The organism is Staphylococcus sp. NWU MKU2 (genome assembly GCF_033283605.1).
GTDB lineage: Bacteria > Bacillota > Bacilli > Staphylococcales > Staphylococcaceae > Staphylococcus > Staphylococcus haemolyticus.
This window is the reverse complement of record NZ_JAVSMH010000004.1, coordinates 49078-70970: the sequence shown is the minus strand read 5'-3', so window position 1 is coordinate 70970 and position 21893 is coordinate 49078. Positions and strand designations below refer to the sequence as shown.

General features: G+C 34.1%; 14 protein-coding genes and 7 pseudogenes. 11 read left to right on the top strand and 10 right to left on the bottom strand.

Annotated elements, in window-relative coordinates; translation table 11 throughout:
• The 3 genes from SBL15_RS07825 to arsD form a co-directional block, all read right to left on the bottom strand.
• Positions 1–315: an ArsR/SmtB family transcription factor gene (locus SBL15_RS07825; RefSeq protein WP_039984126.1), complete on the bottom strand. Its 315-nt coding sequence runs from the start codon at positions 313–315 to the stop codon at positions 1–3.
• Positions 316–452: 137 nt separating this feature from the next.
• Positions 453–2177 (bottom strand): arsenical pump-driving ATPase, encoded by a 1725-nt coding sequence (arsA, locus tag SBL15_RS07820; protein ID WP_317953595.1) that lies wholly within the window; start codon positions 2175–2177, stop codon positions 453–455.
• Positions 2164–2511: an arsenite efflux transporter metallochaperone ArsD gene (gene arsD, locus SBL15_RS07815; protein ID WP_317953490.1), complete on the bottom strand. Its 348-nt coding sequence runs from the start codon at positions 2509–2511 to the stop codon at positions 2164–2166. Before arsD ends, arsA begins: the two co-directional genes overlap by 14 nt.
• Positions 2512–2793: 282 nt before the next feature.
• On the opposite strand from arsD, the gene SBL15_RS07810 reads away from it, so the two are divergent.
• The 4 genes and pseudogenes from SBL15_RS07810 to SBL15_RS07795 all read left to right on the top strand — a co-directional run bounded on the left by SBL15_RS07810 (position 2794) and on the right by SBL15_RS07795 (position 4468).
• A complete protein-coding gene (locus SBL15_RS07810) occupies positions 2794–2988 on the top strand; it encodes a hypothetical protein (protein ID WP_002441924.1) in 195 nt (64 codons plus the stop codon).
• A gap of 45 nt (positions 2989–3033) precedes the next feature.
• Positions 3034–3354, top strand: a complete 321-nt coding sequence (locus SBL15_RS07805) for an ArsR/SmtB family transcription factor (protein WP_002449352.1) — start codon at positions 3034–3036, stop codon at positions 3352–3354.
• An 87-nt stretch (positions 3355–3441) separates the two neighbouring features.
• A pseudogene (locus SBL15_RS07800) lies at positions 3442–4326 on the top strand (permease).
• Positions 4327–4339: 13 nt separating this feature from the next.
• Positions 4340–4468 carry a hypothetical protein gene (locus tag SBL15_RS07795; RefSeq protein ID WP_002449516.1) on the top strand — a complete coding sequence of 43 codons (129 nt, stop codon included), beginning with the start codon at positions 4340–4342 and terminating at the stop codon, positions 4466–4468.
• Between the two features lie 486 nt (positions 4469–4954).
• Here SBL15_RS07795 and SBL15_RS07790 read toward each other — a convergent pair.
• From SBL15_RS07790 to ccrB, 3 genes and pseudogenes are all read right to left on the bottom strand, one after another.
• Positions 4955–5197 (bottom strand): annotated as a pseudogene (locus SBL15_RS07790) (DUF960 family protein); the annotation flags it as partial.
• Between the two features lie 95 nt (positions 5198–5292).
• On the bottom strand, positions 5293–5631 hold the full coding sequence (locus tag SBL15_RS07785; protein ID WP_053016926.1) for an SAUGI family uracil-DNA glycosylase inhibitor: 339 nt from the start codon (positions 5629–5631) through the stop codon (positions 5293–5295).
• A 473-nt stretch (positions 5632–6104) separates the two neighbouring features.
• Positions 6105–7496: pseudogene (ccrB, locus tag SBL15_RS07780) on the bottom strand (cassette chromosome recombinase CcrB); the annotation flags it as partial.
• Here ccrB and SBL15_RS07775 point away from each other — a divergent pair.
• The gene (locus tag SBL15_RS07775) at positions 7495–8208 is read left to right on the top strand and encodes a PLP-dependent aminotransferase family protein (protein ID WP_107525795.1); all 714 of its coding nucleotides are present in this window, start codon (positions 7495–7497) and stop codon (positions 8206–8208) included. The pseudogene ccrB and the gene SBL15_RS07775 overlap by 2 nt on opposite strands.
• A 75-nt stretch (positions 8209–8283) precedes the next feature.
• Here SBL15_RS07775 and SBL15_RS07770 read toward each other — a convergent pair whose 3' ends face one another.
• Positions 8284–9765, bottom strand: coding sequence for an MFS transporter (locus SBL15_RS07770; RefSeq protein WP_053016928.1), 1482 nt, complete (start codon positions 9763–9765; stop codon positions 8284–8286).
• A 438-nt stretch (positions 9766–10203) separates the two neighbouring features.
• Between SBL15_RS07770 and SBL15_RS07765 the strand changes: the two genes are divergently transcribed.
• On the top strand, positions 10204–12204 hold the full coding sequence (locus SBL15_RS07765; RefSeq protein WP_053016929.1) for a catalase: 2001 nt from the start codon (positions 10204–10206) through the stop codon (positions 12202–12204).
• A gap of 176 nt (positions 12205–12380) precedes the next feature.
• On the opposite strand, the gene SBL15_RS07760 is transcribed toward SBL15_RS07765, so the two are convergent.
• The 3 genes and pseudogenes from SBL15_RS07760 to SBL15_RS07750 form a co-directional block, all read right to left on the bottom strand.
• Positions 12381–13253 (bottom strand): CobW family GTP-binding protein, encoded by an 873-nt coding sequence (locus SBL15_RS07760; RefSeq protein ID WP_107611659.1) that lies wholly within the window; start codon positions 13251–13253, stop codon positions 12381–12383.
• An 11-nt stretch (positions 13254–13264) separates the two neighbouring features.
• Positions 13265–14607: pseudogene (locus SBL15_RS07755) on the bottom strand (nucleoside recognition domain-containing protein).
• Positions 14601–15710 carry an NAD(P)/FAD-dependent oxidoreductase gene (locus SBL15_RS07750; protein WP_053016932.1) on the bottom strand — a complete coding sequence of 370 codons (1110 nt, stop codon included), beginning with the start codon at positions 15708–15710 and terminating at the stop codon, positions 14601–14603. Before SBL15_RS07750 ends, SBL15_RS07755 begins: the two are co-directional and overlap by 7 nt.
• Before the next feature lie 384 nt (positions 15711–16094).
• On the opposite strand from SBL15_RS07750, the gene SBL15_RS07745 reads away from it, so the two are divergent.
• From SBL15_RS07745 to SBL15_RS07725, 5 genes and pseudogenes are all read left to right on the top strand, one after another.
• Positions 16095–16667, top strand: a complete 573-nt coding sequence (locus SBL15_RS07745) for an MptD family putative ECF transporter S component (RefSeq protein WP_317955657.1) — start codon at positions 16095–16097, stop codon at positions 16665–16667.
• Between the two features lie 378 nt (positions 16668–17045).
• Positions 17046–17720: pseudogene (locus SBL15_RS07740) on the top strand (IS6 family transposase).
• A gap of 360 nt (positions 17721–18080) precedes the next feature.
• A pseudogene (nrdD, locus tag SBL15_RS07735) lies at positions 18081–19891 on the top strand (anaerobic ribonucleoside-triphosphate reductase).
• Positions 19872–20246, top strand: a pseudogene (locus SBL15_RS07730) (4Fe-4S single cluster domain-containing protein); the annotation flags it as partial. The pseudogenes nrdD and SBL15_RS07730, both read left to right, overlap by 20 nt.
• A 203-nt stretch (positions 20247–20449) precedes the next feature.
• Positions 20450–21832 carry an MDR family MFS transporter gene (locus SBL15_RS07725; protein WP_182703536.1) on the top strand — a complete coding sequence of 461 codons (1383 nt, stop codon included), beginning with the start codon at positions 20450–20452 and terminating at the stop codon, positions 21830–21832.
• Positions 21833–21893: the final 61 nt, after the last annotated feature.

Here is a 21893-nt window from a genome sequence, read left to right as displayed (position 1 = left end):
TTAACACTCACCTTTCTCTACTGTTTCACATATACATGGGACAGTACAGGAACTCAATAGAGTGAGTCGTGATGTAACGTTATCCAATACGTCATGATTCAATTTGTATAAAATTTTATTACCATCTTTTCTGGATGTAATTAAATTATTGTCTTTTAATACTTTCATATGATGACTTAATGTGGGTTGAGAAAAAGAAAAATGCTCTAATAAATCACAAGCGCATAATTCACCACAAGATAACAAATCTAATATTTCAAGACGGCTACTATCAGCCATCACTTTCAAGTATTGCGATATTTCACTATAATTCAATTTTTTCTCCCTTTCTACTTGAAATCTTTTATTTCGTTAATAATTTTTATTGTCACTTGATAAATTATATACTTGCTTAACTCCTAAATTATTAACTGGTTTAAAGTAGACTCTAGGTCTTATTATAATCAATAACATTAATATTCTGATATTCGATAAGGTATGACAAAGTAATTATCAAAACTTTCATTTTTAATTTTGTTTATCCAAAATGATTCATCTTCTTTTTTGTTACTAAAAAGGTCATCACGTTGATTTAGCGTAACTAACGATTGATTAACGACCCACCAATTATGGCCTATATTAGCTCTATTTAAATCTTCTACTAAACGTTTAGATTCTAAATAAGGTGTTTTTTCTGCTAGTGTTACGATTATCATCTGTGTTAAATTTTTATTTTGAATCTTAGGTAATAATGTTTCAACATTACTGGTAGTTTGAGTTGATTTTTTCTTTAATTCTCTATGATGATTTTCACTAGAATCAAGTAACAGCAAGGTATGGCCTGTAGGAGCTGTATCTACAATGACGTAATCCATGTCGTCTTGATTCTCCATAATGTCACTAAAGGCTTTGAAAAATGCTATTTCTTCTGTACAAGGTGATTTTAAATCTTCCATAATATAATCGATATCGTCTTGTGGTGTATCATCATTCACTGTGGCTAGTACTTCTTTTTTATACTTTTCTAATGCTTGTTCTTCATCAATATAAGCAGTATTTAAATTACTTGTAGTTTCAACATTAATTTCTTTAGTAGGGTCAGTAGTTGCTAAAAGAACACGATATCCTTTATTAGATAACGTTGTAGCTAATTGCGTTGCTACTGTCGTTTTACCAACGCCACCTTTTCCCATTGTAAATAAATATTGAACTTTACTATTTTCAATTTCATCGATTAATTTATTGAATTGCGGATGATCTTCAACAATAAAGTCATCATTTTCAATTAAGTTATCATCATTTAATAGATTAGTTAAACTTTCTATACCTTCTTCTTTCTGCTTTTTATATGGAACGTAATAAGCATGATTGTTATTTAACCATTCAGTAAAATGATTAATATTTTTATCTTGTTCTAATTTCATCTGACTTGAAATTAAACCGTAACTTTCTTCTATATAGTTGTTAATGATTACTTTGAATTTAGAAATTGACAGTTGTTGTAATTCTTTTTGCGCTCTTTGAATTTCATATATAGAAGAGTGACTAGGTCTAGCAATTAACATCATTGTCGTATCTTTTGGATTGCGTAATTTTTCCAATGCTAAGTTATACTTATCTCTATTTTCATCCAATCCTGATAATTGCCCTAGGCAAGAAGCGTCATTACTCGTTGTATTTAAATAATCTGTCCATGCAGAAGGTAATTCAAGCATTCTCAAGGTGTGACCTGTTGGAGCTGTATCAAATATAATGAAATCAAATTCTTGTTCTAAAGTTTTATCAGATAAAAAATTTGTAAATTCATTAAATGCTGCTACTTCAACTGTACACGAACCACTTAACTGTTCTTTCATCTCAGAAAGCACATCTTCTGGTAGAATACCCTCATAAGGTTCTATAGATTGTGCTTTATAATTGTCTGCAGCAACAATCGGATCAAAATTGGCTATAGAGAGATTAGGTATAGGTTGATATTTAGTTAATTTATTAGATAATTCCATTTGAAATACATCTTGTAAATTACTAGCTGGATCAGTACTTACTAAAGCTACTTTTTTTCCATTCTCTGCTAAGTTTAAAGCAATAAAACTTGATATCGTCGTTTTGCCTACGCCGCCTTTACCAGTAAAAAACAAATATTTTGTTAACTCAATGTTATCTAAGTTCAATTTATTTAAGTATTTAACAGCATCCATCTCCACCACAGCATTCTCCATTTCTCATTTGATTAACTGTAATAATTTCATCTGCTTCTTCTTGAGTAATATAAGCGCCCGTTTTAGCTATATTTCCTTCTATAAAAGTGATTGGTAAAACTTCATTACCTTTTTCTTGAATTAAATGAATAACTTCTTTATTTTTAATAAATTCATTCGGATTATTGTTCATATTATAACGTTGAACTTCTATTTGATTTTGTTTTAAATATTCATTGATTTGGTTCGCTTTTATTAGTGTTTCATCCGGTTCTGGACCACATACGCCAGTAGAACAGCACATAGCTTCTTCGTATATTTCAATATTTAACATTATACTCACCTCATTAATTAATTTACGATTATAGATTAACATCTATATAGATTAATGTCTATGTTCTTATTTGAGCTTTAAAAACTTCATTAAATTTAATTCTTAATAATATAATTTATAAAAAAATTATTTTAATATTTCTGTGAGCAATACCTAAGTTTATGTAAAAATTATAGTTTTTTTCTTGCGATAATATGGATATTGATTTATATTTAATACATCAAAAAAAATTGATGTATTAAATGATATAAAACTACGTTGACAATAAGGAGGCGTGCTTGATTGCGAGTAAACCATGCAAGTACTTTAACTGTTGGTTATTTTGTAAGTTATTTAAATCTTGTTATGCTATCAAGAGAAATCAATTTAAAAGAAGCTACAATATATATGGAAAAGGAGTTCTTTAAAGGGAACATTAATCAGTATGGCGAATCAACAAAAAATAACTATAAACAAGCAATTCAAGAATTGAAATAAAGATAATATAAACTCAATGAAATATTATAAAAAGGATGATCTTTTATGGAAGTTATTAAAGCAAAGACTGATATGAGTGAAGATCAACAATTTGACTTTTATGAAAATATGTTTAATGCACTTGCCGATAAAATCAGATTAAAAATACTAAATCAAATTAGCCAAAGCTTCAATAAATCATTATGTGTATGTGATTTAGAAGAGTTATTAGATATAAAACAATCTAAACTTTCTTATCATTTAAAAAAATTAGTAGATGCAAATGTTCTTATTGCTGAAAAGCATGGCACATGGAATTATTATAAAATTAATGAGCAGCAAATACAGGTTGTTTTAAATGAAGATACTTGTTGTAAGATACTTTAAGTATCTTTTTTAATGATGTATTAATCAATTTTTTTTGATTAATACATCAAGAAATATTGATTAATTAAATTTGGAGGCATTATACTCATGTTAGATTCAATTATGGAATTTATAAAAACATTTGTGATGTTGTTTTTTGAACTATTCATACTATTTATCATCGTGAGCTTTATTGTAAGTATCATCCAACAGATAGTTTCAGAAGAAAAAATAAAATACTTTTTAAGTAAACCTAATCAAGCTATTAATTATATTTTGGGAATGGCTTTTGGTGCGATGACACCATTTTGTTCTTGTTCAACTATTCCAATACTTGCAGGTCTATTAAATTCTAAAGTACCTTTTGGTCCAGCAATGAGTTTTTTAATTGCGTCACCTTTAATGAATCCATTAATGATATTTATGTTATGGGCCTTATTAGGTTGGAAAGTTGCTGTTGTTTATTTTATTGTACTAGCAATCTTTAGTGTCTTAACGGGTCTAGTATTTTCAAAAATGAATTTATCTAAAAGTTATAAAGGTGTAAATGTTAAAGGCGATGGGTTTTTTGCTAATAAAAATGGATCTCGTTTTAAACAAGCATTAAATGATGCTTGAGCATTCTTATATCCAATGATTCCTTACTTATTTATCGGTGTATTTATTGGTGCTTTTATATATGGCTTTGTACCCGAAACATATATTACTAAATATGCGAGTGGTGGTGGCATTATATCCGTATTTATTGCTTCTATTATAGGTATTCCTATGTATATTAGACCTGAAACAATGTTACCTATAGCTGAAGCATTAGCTTCAAAAGGAATGTCGCTTGGGACAGTTGTTGCTTTGATCATTGGTGGTGCTGGTGCAAGTATTCCAGAAGTTGTATTATTATCGAAACTATTCAAGAAAAAATTTGTAATCTCATTCGTTATCGCCATTTTAGTTGTAGCTATTTCTACAGGTTTGATGGTGAACATCGTTATTTAAAGGAGGTGAGATAATGGGAGTCAAAGACGTATTAAAAAAATTAAAACCTCAGGAACAATCTTGTTGTTCTGTAGAAATTGAAGAAAAAAAAGAGAAAAATGAAAAAGAGCAACAGGATAATAATTGTTGTTGTAACAATTAATTTAGAAGTCTGTAAAATATATGCTTCTAATAAATAAATGAACGACAAATTCCAATGTAATAGTATGGAATTTGTCGTTCTTTCGTTTCAGTTAAGAAAAATGATGTTGTTTATTTAATATTCTTTAAGACTTATAACAAAAAGACGTTAATTAAAAACCGCATCATTAACCGATACGCAGAAGCGTATCATAAATGATGCGGTTTTTCAGCCGCTACTTAAAGGAATTTTGAACATCTCATACTATATGAGATTGATAAGAAGTAAAGTTATATTTTTATCATAGTGATGCTTTTTAATAAATTACATCAGGCTAATATGATATTTTAAAAATTTAATTATGTAAAAAATAAAAATAGAACACTTAGAAATGGATATGAAACTTTAAAATTATAGCTTATATATACTGTTTTACTGAATTGTTTCTGTTGTAATCAAAAGTGTGCATTTATAATTAATCTATATAAAAGTTTAACTAAAAACATTTTTAGATAAATTGATAGCTTTTGAATAATTAGCTTTATGTGTTTTGATGTACTCAGGACGTTCTTGTTTGTGTTTGATATATAATTGATCATTATGCATGTTGAACTGGAAGATATGAAAGTAATCTATTGCTTCTAGTTCCTTGGACTGTTCGTTTTCACGTTCAGAGACGAGTTGCCATAATTGTTTTTGTAAGGAGATAGGTAATCTATTGGCAATCCCCCGTGTTATATATTTATTCATAAGCGTTTTCCTTTCGTTCTGATTCTTTCATCCATGTAATGATTTCGCTTAGGATAGTGATGACTAATTGTGTTAGTTTGATATATTTATGCATTTTATTGTCCTCCTGTTAGTAAGTATCGTTGATCCAAAAGAGGCATGATAGTGTTGTGTAGGTATAAGAAATCCATATCGTGATTTTCGTCGATATAACCGATGGCTATGAGTTGTTTCTGATAGTAGAGAATGAAAGGATAGATATTACTTTCGTCAAGTGTGTCAGAGTAGTAGGTATTAGTCTGAAGTATTTTGTTACTGAGTGGGCCAAGTCTTACATATTGATTGGGTAAGATATCATCAGCGATTTCCTCGATAGATTCGCAGTGCCACACTTCGTCCTTTGGCAGGTTGAATAAGTTGGTTATATAGTGCTTGAGTTGTTGTTCTAGTGTCATTATTATGACCTCCTAATGTATTTGATGGATGTGTGCATGTGATACATCTTATTGATAATATAAGTTTGAAATACCATTTGTTTCGCTTAGAAATCCCACCGAAATATAGAAAGTATCCCAATCGAAAGTCGTCACAATTGTTGGTATGACAAGGAAATCCCATTATCCCACTCATTTTTCGAGAAATATAGCTATATATTTATAGATCATTTGGATATGTAGATGTAATTACGACTTATTTTTTCTTTTTATATTATTTATTTATAAATAATAATGGGATTTCGGGATTACGCTTGCGTAATCCTTCTCCTACATGAAGTTATCCAATCCCTTTACTATCCCACCCATATTTTATTTTGGGATGTTCTTTCGTCATATCAATATAAGCTTCACATTGAACCATGACTTGGTATCATGTTGAAGATATTTGTTAGATGAGTGTTATTGAATGACGAAAGGACAGTACATAGTTATTAGATTTGAAGAAAAAGTGTTTGAGGCAAAAATAAAGACGAAGTGCTGATGAGCACTTCGTCGAGAGAGGTATTATTGAAAAGTTGGTTAATAATCTCATTATTGAGCTTGAGTGTGACAAAGAATTGTTTTTTATGACTTCCATCTTTACGAATATCAATACGTTCAATGACCGTAAGGTATAATGCTTTGAGTTGTGCTTTATCCATTGATTCTATGTTTTGAAATATATGACGTAAGATGTTGGATATTTGCTTCGTATCGTAAGATGGTTTTTCTTGGTTTTGTTGCTGCTTGAGTTGATTCATTTGGTTTGTAATGTCATTGAGTTGTGTTTCATATTGATGAATGGTTGGTTTGAGTGCAGATGTTAAGTCTGGATTGTCTTCGATGGTTTGAATTAGATTTTTAAGTTTAGTGTTAATTTCATCAAATTGTTGTTGTTTATAAGCAATATCATGGTTAAGTGCAGCCATATCAATTTGACTATCTTGATTAACACGTTCGACAACTTGTTTGAGAATTTTATCGCTTTTGACAATTTCAAGTATTTGGTCCATAACATATTTTTCAATGACATCGGCTCTAACACTATTCGCAGAACAAACTTTTGAACCTTTGTTTCTAAAATTACTACATGAGTAATATCTGATTCTTTTCTTAGTGCCATCTTTTAACGTATTGGTTGTATTACTTGCGGCCATTGCTGCGCCACATTTCGGACATTTTACAATGCCAGTCAGTAGGTTTGTCCCTTTACCGTGAACTTGTGGTTTTTTACGACTCTCTTTGCGTTTAAATTGCACTTTATCCCATAAGTTTCTATCAATAATAGGTGCATGCTTACCATCAGCGATAATTGGTTCCTCATTGAGTCCTTTTCGCCTCTTATCGCTCCAGTGTCTATACTTCGCAAACTGTATCTTTCCAATGTAAAAAGGGTTTGAGATGATATAAGTAATGGACGAAATACTAAACGGTTTCCCTTTCTTAGTCACATAACCTTTATGATTTAATGCGTTCGCAATCTTACGATAACCATGACCTTTAGCGTATGACTCAAAAATATATTTAACAATATTCGCTTCATGTTAATTGATCATGAGCTCTTTTTTACTGTCAGGTACTTTATCATAGCCTAAAGGTAAATTACCCTGGTAATAACCTTCAATAGCACGTTGTCTTTGGCCATTGAACACGTTTTCTACAATAACGTTTCTTTCAAATTCTGCGAAACTCGCTAAGATTTGGAGCATCAACTTACCTGTGGAGCTCGCAATTTCTATTTTTTCAGTTAGACTAAAAAATTCAACATTAATCTCATACAATTCTTCGACAATATTTAATAAATCTGAGGTATTTCTAGCTAAACGAGTAGTATTATATACCATGAATCAAGCTATCAGTAATAAAGAAAAAGCGTTCTATATCGATCCAACGTTTAATAACCCAACTGGTCAATCGTTGTCACGTAGAAGTAGAGAAGAGATTATTACTTATAGTAGACGACATAATATGCCAATTATTGAAGATGATATTTATAGAGACATCTGGTTTGATGAACCGCCCCTTAAACCGATTAAATCTCTAGATAACACGGGTAATGTCCTTCATATAAGTAGTTTTTCAAAGTCAATTGCTCCAGCTATTAGGATTGGATGGTTGATTGCTTCTGAAAAAGTAATTGAACAATTAGCCGACATTAGAATGCAAATTGATTATGGTTCTAGCATATTATCGCAAATGGTAGTTTATGAATTACTAACGTCTGGAGAGTATGATGATCATGTAAGTAGACTAAGGACAATTTTAAAAGATAAGCGTGATTATATGTTAAGCATTTTAAATGACACTTTTAGCGATATTGTGACATGGGATATACCTAAAGGTGGTTTCTTTATCTGGGTAACTTTTAGAGGAGATATTAATATTAAAAAGCTCTTTGCTGAACTGATTAATAAAGAAAAAATATTGCTTAATCCAGGTTTTATTTATGGGGGTAAAGCTAACACCGTTCGACTATCATACGCATTTGAAAATAAAGAAAATATTAAGTATGCCCTACAAAAAATTCAACATTATGCAAGTATAGAATTAAAATAAAGACCTTTATGGAGAGTATATTGCTCTCGATAAAGGTCTTTTGATATAAGTTATGGTGCCATTTTTAATTCTTCTCTAAGATTTAGGTGTGATTCTGCGTCCTTTTCCTAAGAAGATTTGAATGATAGATGAGATTAACATTACGATGTTAAAAATAAGCATTAACGTAAATATCTTCTGATTCGAATGGATAATGACGTCTTGAATTTTTTGCGTTAAGACGAACTTGTTCGTGATGTGTGTGGTATAACCTGAATACAATGTTTGCAGGCCTTTTTGGATATCATCTTTTAAAATATACGTCACGATTGGCACTAATAACGCTGATAAAAAGTTTCTAATGCTATGCATCGTCACGGAACGGTTTGAGGCGTATTTTAAATCGCCATCAAGTAACGTTGCCATGGCGCCACTAAGTAACGTCATGCTTGTCCCAAAGCCCAATAAGAAACCGTGTAGGTAGAGTAGATTAACGTTGACTGAATGTTCTAATACAATCCAGTGTATGCTGACATACATCAATGAAGTAGCACCGACTGTACCTAATATACCGGCACCTATGGAACTGTAGAACAACATTTTAATAAATCCTGTGACGATAACCCCGATAAAGAAGTAAAGATAGAATTTCTCTGTTACTTCGAACGGTAATTTTAATGCTTTTAAAAGGAAAACATTAATGCCGGCAATACCCACTAAGAGTGTTAAATGAGATGAAATTGCCATGACTGAACCGACAATAGGTTTCTTCTTAAATAGCGTTGAAAAATACATAATTGGTGCATCAGATTTCATATTCAAGTACACGAAATTAACGAAAAACAATACGGCAATTAATAAGAAAATATAACTTAGAAACGTGATATGGCTTTGTTGTGTTAACATAATCATCGGTACGCTAATGGTGATTGTAGTTAGCACTAAAAATACGATATGCCAAGGTATACCTTTTTCTTCTTTCTCCGGTGCTTTATCCGCATTATTTAAGAATCTTGGGCCAAGAATAAGACATAAGATACTTGAAACAATGTTAATGACAAATATCCATTTCCATCTATCTAATTCTAATGAGTAGCTACCTGATATGCCACCTAATGCATTCGCACCAAATAATCCCACTATAACTAATAATAAGAATACATTCTTATAGCGTTTAGGAAATGCTTGGAATAGTTTAGGTAATAACGTAAAGAATAAGATTCCTGTACTAAATCCTTGGATTGTTTTCGAAATAGATAGTGAATAAATATCAAATGAGACAATTCCGATAATCGAGCTTACTAAGAAGCATGAGGTGAAAAAGATAAATGTCTTTTTGGTACCCAACTTATGGGTAAAGACATGGCCCAACGGTATGCCTAGGGCAAAAGAAAAATTCCCTATAATAGAGGGTATAATGAGCTGCTTGGAACCTAAGCCAAATGCAGTCTGTAATAGTCCTTGATTAAGACTATATGCTAAATTGGAGAAAAACTGTGAGCCAATACCTAAAACGGTTAAGACGCTTAACACGAATAACTCTAACAGTTTGACTCTTTTAGTCCATAAAAAACTCAAAGTCGTTCATCCCTTTCTTTATATTTCATATGACGATAGTAATAAGGGGTTTAATATGAACCGGTGAAACTGGATAAAAAAATAATGATGCAGTGTAACGTTGTGGATGTAAGTAACAGTGAGAAATGCTCACAGAAGAGTCTATCTATACAAGTTAGTAGCTTTATTATTTTTTAAAGATACCTCTATTATATACTACATTTTTCTGACATGCATTCGTAATATCTCCCTCGCTAACCTATATGTAATCCACTTTTCAGGAAAATTAATTTACAAAACAAAAAATACGAATAAAAAATATATTAAAATTATAAAGTTTAAAGTGTGATTAAAAAAATGAGTAAAGGGAATAGTATAAATGTTTGATAGTAATCGTAGGGCATACGCAAAAACTTAATGATGACACAGGAAAATATAATTTTATCGGGGGAGATAAAGATGACAGAATCAAATAATAAAAAGCTTGAACAATTAGAAGAACAAAAGAAAAATAATGATAATCAAGCAATCACAACTAACCATGGTGTGAAAGTAAGTGAAGACGAGAATTCTCTTACAGCGGGCGATAGAGGTCCAACACTTCTAGAGGATTTCCATTTTCGTGAAAAAATGATGCACTTCGACCATGAGCGTATTCCTGAGCGTGTCGTACATGCGCGTGGATTTGGTGCACATGGTGAATTTAAAGTATATGAAGATATGAGCGAGTATACACAAGCAGACTTTTTAACTCACCCTGAAAAGACAACGCCAGTATTCGTTCGTTTCTCTACAGTACAAGGATCAAAAGGATCTCCTGATACAGTAAGAGATATCCGTGGTTTCGCAACTAAATTCTACACTGATGAAGGTAATTTCGATTTAGTGGGTAATAATGCTCCAGTATTCTTTATTCAAGATGCGATTAAATTCCCTGACTTCGTGCATGCATTAAAACCAGAACCTCATAATGAAATGCCCCAAGGTGGTTCAGCACATGACACATTTTGGGACTTCTTTGTGCAAAATCCTGAATCTACCCACGCAGTATTCTGGGCTATGAGCGATAGAGGTATTCCAAAGAACTATCGTCAAATGGAAGGTTTCGGTGTGCATACATTTAGATTGGTAAATAAAGAAGGTCAATCTTACTTTGTTAAATTCCACTGGAAGCCATTGCATGGTTTAGAAAGTTTAGTATGGGACGAAGCCCAAATCTTACATGGTAAAGATGTCGACTTCCATAGAAAAGATTTATACGAATCAATTGAAAAAGGCGATTATCCTGAATGGGAATTAGGTTTCCAAATGATTACGCCTGATCAAGAATTTGACTTTGATTTCGATATTTTAGATCCTACGAAAATTTGGCCAGAAGACCAAATTCCAGTCAAACGTGTAGGTAAAATGACGTTAAACCGTAACGTGGATAATGTCTTTGCGGAAACTGAACAAGTAGCCTTCCATACAGGACATGTCGTACCTGGTATTGATTTTACAAATGACCCATTATTACAAGGTCGTTTATTCTCATATACAGATACACAAATTTCAAGATTGGGTGGACCAAACTTTAACCAAATTCCAATTAATAGACCAGTTAGTGGTGTACACAATAACCAACGTGACGCGATGCATCAAATGAGTATCCACCAAGGTCAAACGTCTTATCATAAAAATGGTCTGAATAATAATGAACCTCATACCACACCTAAAGAAGAAGGTGGCTATGAACATTATCAAGAAAAAGTTGAAGGTCATAAAGTACGTCAACGTAGTGAAAGTTTCAAAGACTATTATTCTCAAGCTAAGCTTTATAAAAATAGCTTAACTGAAGCGGAACAACAACATATGGCTGATGGGTTCTCATTTGAAATTGGTAAATGTAAATCAGTGATGGTAAAACAAAACGCCGTCAATCAATTAAACAAAGTCGATCGTCAATTAGCCGAATATGTTGCCCAAAACGTTGGTGTTGATGTTCCTGAAAATAATGAAGAAGTACAATCTGACGCTAGTGATAGCCAATTAACATTAGAAAAATTCGATATCCCATTATTAGGTCACTCTGTAGCCGTATTAATTAATGGTGACATCGATGCAAAAACATTGAAAGACTATGCCGAAGTCTTCTCAAACAATCGTCTGAACTTCGCTTTCGTAGGACAGCATGCGAAAGATTTAACTGAAGAAGTGGGTATTACTGAAACATACAGTACAGCAAGTTCAACTATCTTTGATAGTGTGGTTATCTTATCAGATGGCAATGAATTATTAGAAGAAGCGATTGATTTTGCTGAATTAAGTTATAAACATAAAAAACCAGTTGTAGTATCTGAAGTAGCGTCTAAATTATTAAATCATAGTAAGATTCAATTTGATGCACCAGGTGTGATTGTTTCGGATAAACCAGATGCGATTGTAGATGCATTCGAACGCTTCAGATATTGGAACAGATAAAGATAAAAGTAGTGGGAAGGCAGTCTAAAATATAACCTTTTCTAGCAAATAAAAAGCACTTTCTATTGAAATTTCAAAATAGAAAGTGCTTTTTCATATTAATGCGGCTCTAGGTTTGGTGCTCCACCGATTCTTTTAGGAGTCTTCTCCTTACAATACTAAGTTATAATATGAAACTACAATGGGATATCGATGTTGTCTAAGTTTTTACCAATAATTACTAGATATAAAGGCACGTCTGCTGTTAATTGGATGGGGGAGAGTTCGATTTCTCCTTGAGCGTATTGGACGAGATAGATATGTTGTTCATCTATGAAACGTATAAAACCTTTAACGCGATAGACGTCGTTAGGTAAGGCACTTAATTCATCAATAAACTCAGATTTAGATTTCATCTGAGGACGTTCTATATAGCAATGCCCAATGTCACCATGTAATATTTTACTCTTGTGACCTCCAACATTTATAACTTCTAACAATGATTTTAAAGAGAGTGAACCGTAACTACCTACCAGGATATTGGCATTGCTATTCATCGATTCAAGCTTTCTTAAAAGTTCCGCCGTACTATCTACGGCCACCAAATCTATTTTATTAAGTGTCGAACAATGACGAAGTTGTTCTAGAAATAATTTCTGAATATCTTCAGGGTAGGCATCAAATCGCTCATATATCGTCGCATCAACAATGCCTACAATGCTTCTAATTTGAATAATAGGTGCTAAGACAGGTGTTAAGCATGCATCGACAACAGCTAATGGTTCGGCTACGCCACTACATTCAATAAAGACGATATCAGGTTGATAATCTAAATACAGTTGATGTAATTGTTCAGAGACGTCGGCTTTCATTGCACAACAGATACAACCATCTACTATTTCTTCCATGGGTACGTCTTGTTTAATCAACTGGCCATCGACGCTCATTTTTCCAAATTCATTCATTAATACGGCAGGTTTCAAGTTATTATCAAGTGCGTCGGTAATTAAGTGATTTAATGTAGTTGTTTTTCCACCGCTTAAAAAGCCTCCAATAATAACAATTTGCATAGTTAACCTCCTTATCTAATCATCAAGTTAACGGCTATAGTAACGACACCTAGTAAACCGACACAACAAACGGATGTAATCATTTGTTTTACAGTGATTCTTAGACCTTCCCGCCAGCCTAGTTGGCGAATCAACATCGTGATAGTTACTGAACAGGCCGTAAAGGTTGAACTAAAGAATACAAGTAATAATAATTTCCAAGCAGAGAGTTGTTGAATCAATTGACCGTCATGCATGTTAAATAACAACATGCCGTCTTTTCTAATCATTGAAAATAAAACCCCTGGCGATAGTTGTGTTGGAATATCTAATAAAGCTAACATCGGCGTAAAAACATACGAAATGATATGTAATATAGGTGTTAAAGATAAAATACTGACAACTAGACAAATAGCGATAAAAATAGGTAACGCTTGAACTACAAACATTTGAACATTGCCCCACATTTGAGCGCCTAATGCTTTTAGTTTGGGCCAGTGTAGCCCCGTTGATTGATAGACGACTTGCGTAGGCATTAAACTCCCTTGCTTCATCCACAGTTTATTATGTAAAACACCGCCGATAAAGACCATAGCTAAATAAGGTATAAATAACCATGTTTGGTGTGCAATGCTAAACACGGATAGTGTAGCGCCAATTTGATAGCTACATGATGACCCGAAGCTAATTAAACTCATACATTGAGTTTTAGTACATACGCTACATTGATGACCGGCTTGCGTAATTGCTGCGGCGTTACAGCCAAATCCTTCTAGCAATGGAACGATGTCAGATCCATTCAAACCAATACGTGTCATCGTGGGTTCAATAGACCACATGACATATGTTTTAAGCCACTTTGATTGATTGTGGCCGTCGATAAGCTAATCATAATAACGACTGGTAATGCCCAGACGAGTGAGTATGTTCCTAGAGATAAGACACCATAATCACCAAATAAGATGTTGTTTAGCCACTCAATTTGGAAGACGGGATATTGAGAAAGTATGGTAATCCACTCTGAAACATAATTGGTTTGTAACCAATCTGAAAAGTGATAGGCCAGATAGACGGGAAAGGCAAACATCATTAGAATAATAAACCATCCTAGTAATGTCTCGTAGCTCTTAGGTTGATAGTCTTTACTCTCCTTCACGAAATCTTCTAGTCGTTCGATTATTTGTGAGCTATGGTGTGGTGAAGATGGTACACTTTCGTTTAAAGAAACTTCTAGTTGATGTTTTACGATATAGCTTCGGAGTAATTGTTGTTGTCGTGTTGTTAATTTTGAATAATTTTCAAGAGATAACGTATGTGGCTCATCAGGAATTGGAGTATAACTACCATCTCTTAAATTAAAAGCCACATCTAACATGAGCAATCCACTTCGCAGCAACTGTAATCGTCTAGGTACATATTGTTCTTCTTGTAAGTGTCGATGAGCGATGCATCAACGGGTAAGTCTTCCCGGCTCATTAAAATGTTAGCTAATACTGCAAAACGTACTCTGAATTTGTAAATATAGCATAGTACCGCTTCTTCATGACGTACGGTTGCTCCAATTAAGAAGACGTTAGGGTAACGTGTGGACTCGTCTAATTCGGTTAATCGTACATCATTGTCTTTAACGGTAAATAATTGTTGGATTAAAGGATTACGTGTGACGTCAAAACCTGTCGCAATGATAGGTTCGCATGATGAAGTTGCAGTATGACCATTTTCAAATTGAACTTGATATACACCATCGTGAAGATTAATTTCTGTTGCCTTATAACCTACATTCAATTCTATATGAGCGCCTTGACGTACGGCTTCACGTAGACGTTGATGTGTATAAGGTGATAATCGAACACTAGGGTCTGCATCATCATGATCAAAGCCTGTAGATGTTGTGTAAATTGACACAGAAGCACCACGACTACCGAGATTTATAGCTGCATCAAATGCACTTTCATTGCCTCCGATAATAACGAAGTCATTACCGTTTAGATTGTTAAAATCATCAACCTCACTATAATGCTGACCATAGGCGAAAGGTTGGTTAGGAAATGCATAATCGCCGGTAGCTACATAGATATAATCGGCTGAATAGACGCCTTTATTTGTCGTTAATTTATATTTACCGTCTACGTAGGCGACGTCTGAAACCTTAGTTTGTGTAGCAACTTCGATATCGTAGTGTTGAGCGACAATACATAAATACTCTGCATAAGTGTCTCCAGATACATGTTCTTCATTGAAGGTGAACGCGGGAGACGTTTCCTTAGCAATCGCATTGATATCTGGCATCCCAAAACCATTAGTTGTAAAGGAAGGTGTTATGGTCTTAGTAGATTTAGGCCATTGTTTAAATGATTGACCGATTGTACCACTTTCGATGACGAGTACGTCTTTCATGTTAAAATCCTTAAATGTCACTGCCATCCCAATACCAGCCGCTCCAGCTCCAATAATAATAACGCGATGATGGTTAGTCATCTTAACACTGCCTTTCTATAAGTTCTGTATTTAAAACGTAATCATTACGATTTAAATATTATAATCCTTCTTAAGAGACATTTCAATGAATAAATGAGTATATAAGTATATTTAAAAACGTTGCTTAGTAAACGTAGTTTCTTATTTCAATATATATGATATTGATAATCATTATCATATAGTTTGTTATAATGATGTAATATTTTATTATTTTTGAAAATTAACATTGGCGATAGGTGTAATCTATATGAGAAGTAATAACTATTTTCATAATATAAGGTTTATTTAGCGTTAAGCATCATAAAGGGTAATAGATTTTACATATTAAAACGGAATTATTTCGCTTTGTAATATGAAATAGAATTTTCAAAGGAGATATAGAGTATGAAAAAATTATCAGTTAAAGATTTAATTAATGTCGGTATTTTTACAGCGATTTATTTAGTAGTCTCTTTTGTAACATTTATGATTGGTTACATTCCATTTTTAATACCTTTTTTAGGCTTTATTTGTCCAATTGTGTGCGGTATTCCATTTATTTTATACGTAATGAAAATAGAAAAATTTGGCATGATAACACTAACGGGTACTATCTTAGGACTTGCTTTCACAGTTATGGGTAGTGGTTTGATTATGTTGCCTGCTGGAATTATCGGCGGTTTACTTGGAGACCTCATAATGAAAGCTGGAAACTATAAAAATTGGAAGTATATTGCATGGGGATATGCTGGTTTCTCTTTATGGATAATGGGATTTGTATTAAGAATGTTTATCGCTAGAGATCAGTATTTCAAAGAAGTAGGACAGTCTTATGGCCAAGATTATGTTAACGTTTTAGAATCTATTACACCGCTATGGACTTTGCCGGTTATGTTTATTCTAACGATATTAGGTGGTCTCGTAGGAGCATGGTTAGGTAAAAAATGTTTAGCAAACATTTCAAAAAGGCGGGGCTAGTGTGAAGCTAGTTGCCAATTCTTTGAATGATGATAGAAACGTATTTGCAAAATTAGATCCTAGAACAAAGATATTATTAACCATCACAATTAGTACGATACTAATTTCTAGTGGAAGTTCACAAAGTATTTTAAGGATAAGTTTAACTTTATTTTCTCTATTATTGCTATTAAGTATAAATAAAAGAAGTATATTTATAAAATGTGTCATCACATTTATAGTACTTTTTTTGATACAACAGTGCGTCGTTCCACATACTCATGGTACTGTTAAATTCATTTTTCTAGGATTTGTTGGAATATTTATGAATATGTTAGGTTCTGTTGCAAAGTTAGAAATATAGTATAATAAATAGTAAACAAAAATGAGGTGCAGAGGATGAATTATTTCAGATATAAACAATTTGACAAAGATGTCATTACTGTAGCCGTTGGCTACTATCTAAGATATGCATTAAGTTATCGAAATATATCTGAAATATTGAGAGAACGAGGCATCTATGTTCATCATTCAACAATTTATCGATGGGTACAGTAATATGCTCCTATTTTGTATCAAATTTGGAAGAAAAAGAATAAGCAAGCCTATTATAAATGGCATATAGACGAGACGTATATCAAAATTAAAGGGCAATGGCATTATTTATATCGCGCTATTGATGCAGATGGCCATACACTAGATATTTCGTTACGTAAGAAACGAGATAATCACTCAGCATATACGTTTATTAAACGTCTTATTCAACAATTTGGCAAACCTCAAATGATAATTACAGACCAAGCACCTTCAACGAAGGTGGCGATGTCCAAAGTGATTAAAGATTTTAAACTTACCCCCAACTGTCATTGTACCTCTAAATATTTAAATAATCTCATTGAACAAGATCATCGTCATATCAAATCAAAGAAAATAAGTTATCAAAGTATCAATACGGCAAAGAATACGATCAAAGGCATTGAATGTATTTATGGACTATATAAAAAGAACCGCAGATCTCTTCAGATCTACGGGTTTTCGCCATGCCGTGTAATTAGCATCATGCTAGCTAGTTAATACGAAGTATTATTTTAAACATAAGGTTAGATACTTATCTTTCTAACTTTGCAACAGAACCCAGAAAAGTATATTAAAGCAACGATTGACGTGAAAAATCAATAATTGATAAGTAATTTTCTCCTATTGAACAACGAACATTGTGTGAGGCTTTGTTCGTTGTTTTTTCATATCTCCAACGGTGGAGTTGATTTTTGAAATTTTTATAATCTCATTCATTTTAGAATTGTTTACGCTTCAAAGTTCAAAATTTCTCAACAATGCTATGACAGTTATGTTAACACTTCTATTTTTGTTTGAACTACTATATATAGTATTTTAAATTAACGATAGATACTATATATAGAATGGAGTGGTGAAATGAAACAACTTGAGGTTGCCTTACAAGGTCTCATCACAAAAGATCCAACGGTAGTGAATGAGAATGCAAATAAGATAGCAACACGTTTTCAACAATGCGAGATTTAACCGCAGGGGTGGTTTCAAAGTCCTATGCGTTAGAACATTTATTACCTCAACGCGTGGCAGAAGCGCATATAAATGGTGACATTCACTTTCACGATTTAGATTATCATCCGTTTCAACCGTTGACGAATTGTTATCTCGTTGATGCGGAGTCCATGCTTTCCCATGGATTTGAAATTGGAAATGCGAATGTGACTTCCCCTAAATCGATTCAAACGGCGACGGCGCAACTTGTTCAAATTATTGCGAACGTATCTAGCAGTCAATACGGGGGATGTACAGTAGACCGTGTTGACGAATTGCTGAGTACATATGCCCGTCATAATGAGGCGCATCACTGTGAAGTCGCTGAACAATTTGTGAAAGCTGAGGCGCAAGAAGCCTATATCGATCAACAAGTGACTCAAGATATCCATGATGCGATTGAAAGTTTAGAATATGAAATTAACACATTATACACTTCAAATGGACAAACGCCATTTGTCACTCTTGGTTTCGGACTCGGAACTGATGCATTGAGCCGAAAAATTCAAACGGCGATTTTAAAAACACGGATTAAAGGGCTCGGTAAAAATCGGATGACTGCCATTTTTCCAAAATTGGTCTTTTCGATTAAAAAAGGCGTTAATTTTAGTAAAGATGATCCGAATTATGATATTAAGCAATTGGCACTCGAATGTTCGACGAAACGCATGTATCCAGATATTCTAAATTATGATGCACTCGTAGACATTTTAGGGGATTTTAAAGCGCCGATGGGATGTCGTTCTTTCTTGCCGGCTTGGCGTGATGTAGAGGGGCATTTTGAAAACAATGGACGTTGTAATTTAGGTGTGGTCACGCTCAATCTGCCTCGAATCGCGATTGAATCTCACGGGGACAAACACGCGTTTTGGCAATTGTTCCATGAACGTATGGACATTCTACATGAAGCGCTCCTGTATCGAATAGAACGTGTGCTTCAAGCGACGCCTCAAAACGCCCCGATTTTATATAAAAGCGGCGCATTTAAATATAAACTTCAAGCTGAGGAGGCCGTTGCTAAACTGTTTAAACACCAACGGGCGACAGTGTCTATGGGATACATTGGTTTATATGAAGTTGCCACTGTATTTTATGGACCTACCTGGGAAACGAATGATGAAGCCAAAGCGTTCACATTAGAGATATTAAAAGAAATGAAAGATTATCAAGAGCAATGGACAGAAGAAACGGAGATTTGGTTTAGCATTTATAGTACACCGAGTGAATCATTGACGGATCGTTTTTGCCGTTTAGATTATGAAAAATTTGGAGCTATTCCAAACATTACAGATAAAGGGTATTATACTAATTCGTTTCATTATGACGTCCGTAAAGATGTGACGCCTTTTGAAAAGATTGATTTTGAAAAAGACTATGCGCATTACGCGAGTGGTGGATTTATTCATTATTGTGAGTATCCTAAATTAAATCATAATTTAAAGGCGCTTGAAGCGGTATGGGATTATGCTTATGACAAAGTCGGCTACTTAGGGACAAATCTCCCGATAGACCGCTGTTATGAATGTGGATTTGAAGGGGATTTTGAAACGACGGCGCAAGGCTATATGTGTCCACATTGCGGGAATCATGATCCGAAAACGATTGATGTGGTGAAGCGGACGTGTGGCTATTTAGGAAATTCAGTTCAAAGACCGGTCATTGGGGGAGCCGTTCACGGATGAGGTCCTTTCTGAAATCTTAAAGGCATGTGAACCTGACTATATTGCGGGGTTAAGCATTTTAGGTGGGGAACCTTTTTGTAATGTTGATATCACATTAAAATTGGCATAAGCCTTTCGTAAACGATTTGGTCCTCGCAAAACGTTGTGGGTCTGGACAGGATTTTTATTTGAATATTTGGCGCGTGATACAGGTCTCCGCTATCAATTGTTATCTCTGATTGATGTACTAGTAGATGGTCCTTTTATTCAGCCCTTGTATCAGCCGAATTTAGCCTACAAAGGTTCTTTGAATCAACGGGTCATTGATGTGCCACAGTCATTGGAAAGCGGTTTGCCGTTGAGTTACATTGAATAAAGTTCACAAGAAAATAAGTGCACCACCAATATGCTAAAGACCACCCGCTGTCACTCGGTGGAAAACCCGGAGGACAGTGGGTGTTTTTTATGGAATTCAGTTGGTTGACAAGCGGAATTGATTCCGAATAAAATAAAAGAGAGTTGATTCCGTTTATAGAAAAGAGGTTATTCAAAGTGGAATCAGGTATACAACAGACAGTGATGGATAAAAAGGGCAGTCAACGTGTCGTTGCCGTCATGATGATTGGCGCGTTTATTGGGGTGCTCAATCAAACGTTGCTTGCGACCATTTTGCCTGAAATAATGCACGATTTTCAAATTTCAAGTAATACCGTCCAATGGCTTACGACTATTTTTATGTTAGTGAATGGGATTATGATTCCTGTCACGGCCTTTTTAATAGAACGTTTTACGTTACGACAATTATTTTTTACAGCAACCGGGTTTGTAGTAGTCGGTTCTTTTTTATGTTTTATTGGGCCAAACTTTTCAATATTATTAGTCGGTAGAGCGGTTCAAGCGTTAGGCGCAGGCATGTTGATGCCACTCACACAAACGCTTCTTTTCATTATTTTCCCCCCAGAAAAACGTGGGTTAGCGATGGGCATGTTTGGGTTGGTCATCGGTTTTGCCCCAGCGATAGGGCCGACAGCGTCAGGGTGGTTTGTTAACTTTTTCGACTGGCGTTACTTATTCTTAATTGTGTTGCTTATCGCAGTCGCTGATTTTATTTTCGGTTATGTCACACTTCAAAATATGACACAACTAACGCATCCGAACTTCGATGTCATCTCGGTGATCGAAACGACGCTTGGATTTGGGGGATTGTTATATGGATTTAGTGTGGCAGGTCAACTTGGATGGACACACCCCGTCGTCTATGTGACGCTCATCCTTTCTATCGTGATTTTAATATTATTTGTGCTACGACAACTGCGTCTTGAAACACCTTTATTAGAATTTAGAGTGTTCAAATATCGTAATTTCACCATTTCTATGATGTTGATTATTTTAATGTTTATGTTATTTATCGGCAGTATGACGATTTTACCGATATTTATGCAAAATACGCTTCACTGGTCGCCATTATTATCAGGTTTAATTCTTTTACCAGGGGGACTTGTCATGGGCTTGCTTTCTCCTGTAATGGGAAAAGTTTTTGATAAAATGGGCGGTCGCAGTTTGAGTATTTTAGGGATGAGTATTATTTTGATTGGCGCTTTATTGTTGGCTCAAATTCATGTGTCAACGCCGATACTCTACATCATCTTTAGTTTTTCTGTCATGATGCTAGGAAACGCCATGATTATGACACCGATGACGACGGCAGCTCTCAATGCGTTACCGATGAAATATATTGCACATGGTACAGCGATGAATAATACGATGCGCCAAATTTCTGCGGCTATAGGTACAGGATTGCTTGTGACAGCGATGACCAGCCTCGCGCAAGGAACGTCTCGAAGCGGAACAGCAAGTGTGGTGTTTGGATTGAATATGACCTATTACATCGTGGCGCTCGTGGCACTCATCGGTGTTGGACTTGCCTTTTTTGTAAAAAACGAGGTTCCATCAACGAAATAACTGTGAAACAACGTTTGAAAATAACGACGAGTGATACTACTAATATATGAGATGTAATAAA

Bases quoted from the DNA above. Each gene is read 5' to 3' on its own strand.
- arsA (WP_317953595.1), bottom strand. From the start codon at position 2,177: ATGGATGCTGTTAAATACTTAAATAAATTGAACTTAGATAACATTGAG.
- arsD (WP_317953490.1), bottom strand. From the start codon at position 2,511: ATGTTAAATATTGAAATATACGAAGAAGCTATGTGCTGTTCTACTGGC.
- SBL15_RS07805 (WP_002449352.1), top strand. From the start codon at position 3,034: ATGGAAGTTATTAAAGCAAAGACTGATATGAGTGAAGATCAACAATTT.
- SBL15_RS07795 (WP_002449516.1), top strand. From the start codon at position 4,340: ATGGGAGTCAAAGACGTATTAAAAAAATTAAAACCTCAGGAACAATCT.
- SBL15_RS07785 (WP_053016926.1), bottom strand. From the start codon at position 5,631: ATGACACTAGAACAACAACTCAAGCACTATATAACCAACTTATTCAAC.
- SBL15_RS07775 (WP_107525795.1), top strand. From the start codon at position 7,495: ATGAATCAAGCTATCAGTAATAAAGAAAAAGCGTTCTATATCGATCCA.
- SBL15_RS07765 (WP_053016929.1), top strand. From the start codon at position 10,204: ATGACAGAATCAAATAATAAAAAGCTTGAACAATTAGAAGAACAAAAG.
- SBL15_RS07760 (WP_107611659.1), bottom strand. From the start codon at position 13,253: ATGCAAATTGTTATTATTGGAGGCTTTTTAAGCGGTGGAAAAACAACT.
- SBL15_RS07750 (WP_053016932.1), bottom strand. From the start codon at position 15,710: ATGACTAACCATCATCGCGTTATTATTATTGGAGCTGGAGCGGCTGGT.
- SBL15_RS07745 (WP_317955657.1), top strand. From the start codon at position 16,095: ATGAAAAAATTATCAGTTAAAGATTTAATTAATGTCGGTATTTTTACA.
- SBL15_RS07725 (WP_182703536.1), top strand. From the start codon at position 20,450: ATGGATAAAAAGGGCAGTCAACGTGTCGTTGCCGTCATGATGATTGGC.